The following is a 2,660-nucleotide window of genomic DNA, read 5'->3' as shown; positions in this document are numbered from 1 at the left end:
CGGAACGACATGCGGGGCGGCGGGTGTACGCCTACGGCGCCGCGTCGCGGGCGGTGGCGCTGTTCGCCCGCGCCGGCGTCGACCGCTCGCTGATCGGCGGCGTCGCCGACGCGTCGCCGGCCAAACAGGACCGCCGAATGCCGGGCACCGACGTGCCGATCATCTCGCCCGAGGACCTGCAGGCTGCCGGGCCCGACACCGTTCTGCTCACCGTGCCCGACCTACTGCCGGAGGTGTCGTCGAGGATGCCCGCGCTGGCGGGCAGGTGGGTGACCGACGAGAGGTTCGCTGTGCCGCAAGACCCTTCGTTCGAACGCTCGCGCGCGCTGCAGGACCGGTTGCACGACCTGGTCCCCGGCGGGGCGCACACCTACGCCCGCGGGTCCGACCAGTACCCGGAGTTCATGACACCGGTGCTGACGCGCGGGGCCGGCGCACGGGTGTGGGACGTCGACGGCAATTCGTATGTGGAGTACGGAATGGGATTGCGCTCGGTGACCCTCGGCCACGGCTACCGACCGGTGGTGGAGGCGGTGAGCCGGGCGATCGCCGACGGCGTGAACTTCAGCAGGCCGACGACGATGGAAGTCGCCGCCGCCGAGGACTTCCTGTCGTTGGTGCCGGGAGCCGACATGGTGAAGTTCGCCAAGAACGGCTCCGACGTGACGACCGCGGCGGTGCGGTTGGCCCGGGCGGTCACCGGGCGGGTGAAGGTCGCGGCGTGTGAGCAGCCGTTCTTCTCCACCGACGACTGGTTCATCGGGACGACCGCGATGAAAGCCGGCATTCCGGACGCGCACGTCGCGACGACGGTCCGGTTCACCTACAACGACCTGGACTCGGTCGCGGCGGCGCTGGCCGGTGACGACGTCGCATGCGTGATCCTCGAGGCGGCCACCGCGACCGCCGAACCGGCGCCCGGCTTCCTGGCCGGCCTTCGCGCGCTGTGCGACCGGCACGGCACGCTGCTGGTGTTCGACGAGATGATCACCGGCTTCCGCTGGTCGGCCGGTGGCGCGCAGGCCGTGTACGGCGTGCAACCGGACCTGTCGTGCTGGGGTAAGGCAATGGCCAACGGGTTCCCGCTGTCCGCGCTGGCCGGTCGGCGGGAGTACATGGAACGGGGCGGCCTGCGCACCGACGAGGACCGGGTGTTCCTGCTGTCGACCACGCACGGCGCCGAAACCGCCTCGCTCGCAGCGTTTTCGGCGGTGGTTCAGGCGTACCGCGACGGCGACCCGGTGGGGCGGATGGAACACGCGGGCCGGCTGCTGGCCGACGGCGTGACGGCGGCGGTGGCGGAGCACGGCTTGGAACGCCACGTCCGGGTGATCGGCCGGCCGTCGTGCCTGGTGTTCGTCACCGGCGACGCCGACGGTGTCCCGTCCCAGGCGTACCGGACGCTGTTCCTGCAGGAGCTGTTGCGCCGCGGGGTGCTCGGCCAGTCGTTCGTCACCTCGGCGGCGCACACCGATGCCGACATCGAGCACACGATCGCCGCGGTGCGCGGCGCCCTGCCCGTCTACCGCCGCGCCATCGACGCCGGGACCGTCGACGGGCTGCTGGATGGCCGGCCGGTCGCGCCCGCCATCCGCCGCACGGCCGCACCACGTTTCATCGACGCCCGGGTGTCCTAGCCGCCCGGTTCGGCGAGAGCCCCGAACTCCGGCTGTTCCCCGGCTTAGACTCCGGCCGTGTTCTCGGAGACGCGGTATGCGATGAACGGGAACTTGCGCGTCGCCTACCGGGCGTCGCCGCCCGGCGACCGTGACATCGTGTTCGTACCGAACTGGTTCACATGCTGCGAGATCCTTCCGGACCTGCCGTCTCTTCAAGGGTGGGTGCAGGCGATGACATCGCTCGGTCGACTCATCTTCTTCGATCAGCCGGGCACCGGCGCGTCCGATCCCGTCACACCGGGCGCGCCGTGGACGTTGGAGCAATGGACCGACAGCATTACCGCAGTGCTGGACGACCTCGACAGTCGCGAAGCGGTCCTCCTCGCGATCGACGGCGCGTTCGCGACAGGGGCGCTGTTCGCAGCGACTCATCCGTCCCGGACAACCGCGCTGGTCGCGCTTGAGGGCTACGCGAGCACCGACAGCCGCCTGGAGGGGCGCGATGCAGCAGTCCTCGATGCGATGGTCGCCATGTGGGGGACCGGGGAATACCAACATCTGCTCAATCCAGACATGCCGTGGAACGAGGAGATCCGGGCAACGTGGGCTCGAATGGAACGCCTGGCGGCGAGTCCACGGACCCTTGCGCTCATGATGCCTCTCACAGCGGAAATGGACGTGCGGGCGGTGCTTCCGACAGTCCGCGTGCCAACACTCGTCGTCCAGCACACCGACGACCCGTTGATCACGCCCGCGATGAGCAAGGGCGTCGCCGACCACATATCGGGCGCAAAGTACGTCGAGCTGCCGGGGCGCAACCTGTACCACTTCGTCGAACCGTGGCGGGATTCCTTCCAGGAGATCGCCGCGTTCCTCACCGGCCACCAGGCTGACGTGGCCGACGACCGTGTGCTGGCCACGGTGTTGTTCACCGACATCGTGGATTCGACGCGGCGGGCCGCCGAGATGGGCGACCGTGATTGGCGCGCGCTGCTTGATGCGCATGACGCCGTGGTGCGGGCGCAGCTGAATCGCTTTCGG

2 protein-coding genes and 1 pseudogene are annotated in these 2,660 nt (G+C 69.8%); all 3 read left to right on the top strand.

The features are described 5' to 3' along the window. Positions 1–23: 23 nt before the first annotated feature. A pseudogene (locus tag Q2100_RS30860) lies at positions 24–197 on the top strand (transferase); the annotation flags it as partial. A 48-nt stretch (positions 198–245) separates the two neighbouring features. After that, the gene (locus Q2100_RS30855) at positions 246–1,637 is read left to right on the top strand and encodes a glutamate-1-semialdehyde 2,1-aminomutase (protein WP_302917072.1); all 1,392 of its coding nucleotides are present in this window, start codon (positions 246–248) and stop codon (positions 1,635–1,637) included. A gap of 57 nt (positions 1,638–1,694) precedes the next feature. Next, positions 1,695–2,660 (top strand): hydrolase (locus Q2100_RS30850; protein WP_302917071.1); only part of this gene is annotated, 966 nt, incomplete at its 3' end.

It is taken from the genome of Mycolicibacterium arseniciresistens (assembly GCF_030519285.1).
GTDB lineage: Bacteria > Actinomycetota > Actinomycetes > Mycobacteriales > Mycobacteriaceae > Mycobacterium > Mycobacterium arseniciresistens.
Note: the sequence above shows the minus strand (reverse complement) of the source record. Positions and strands in the feature narration are given on the sequence as shown.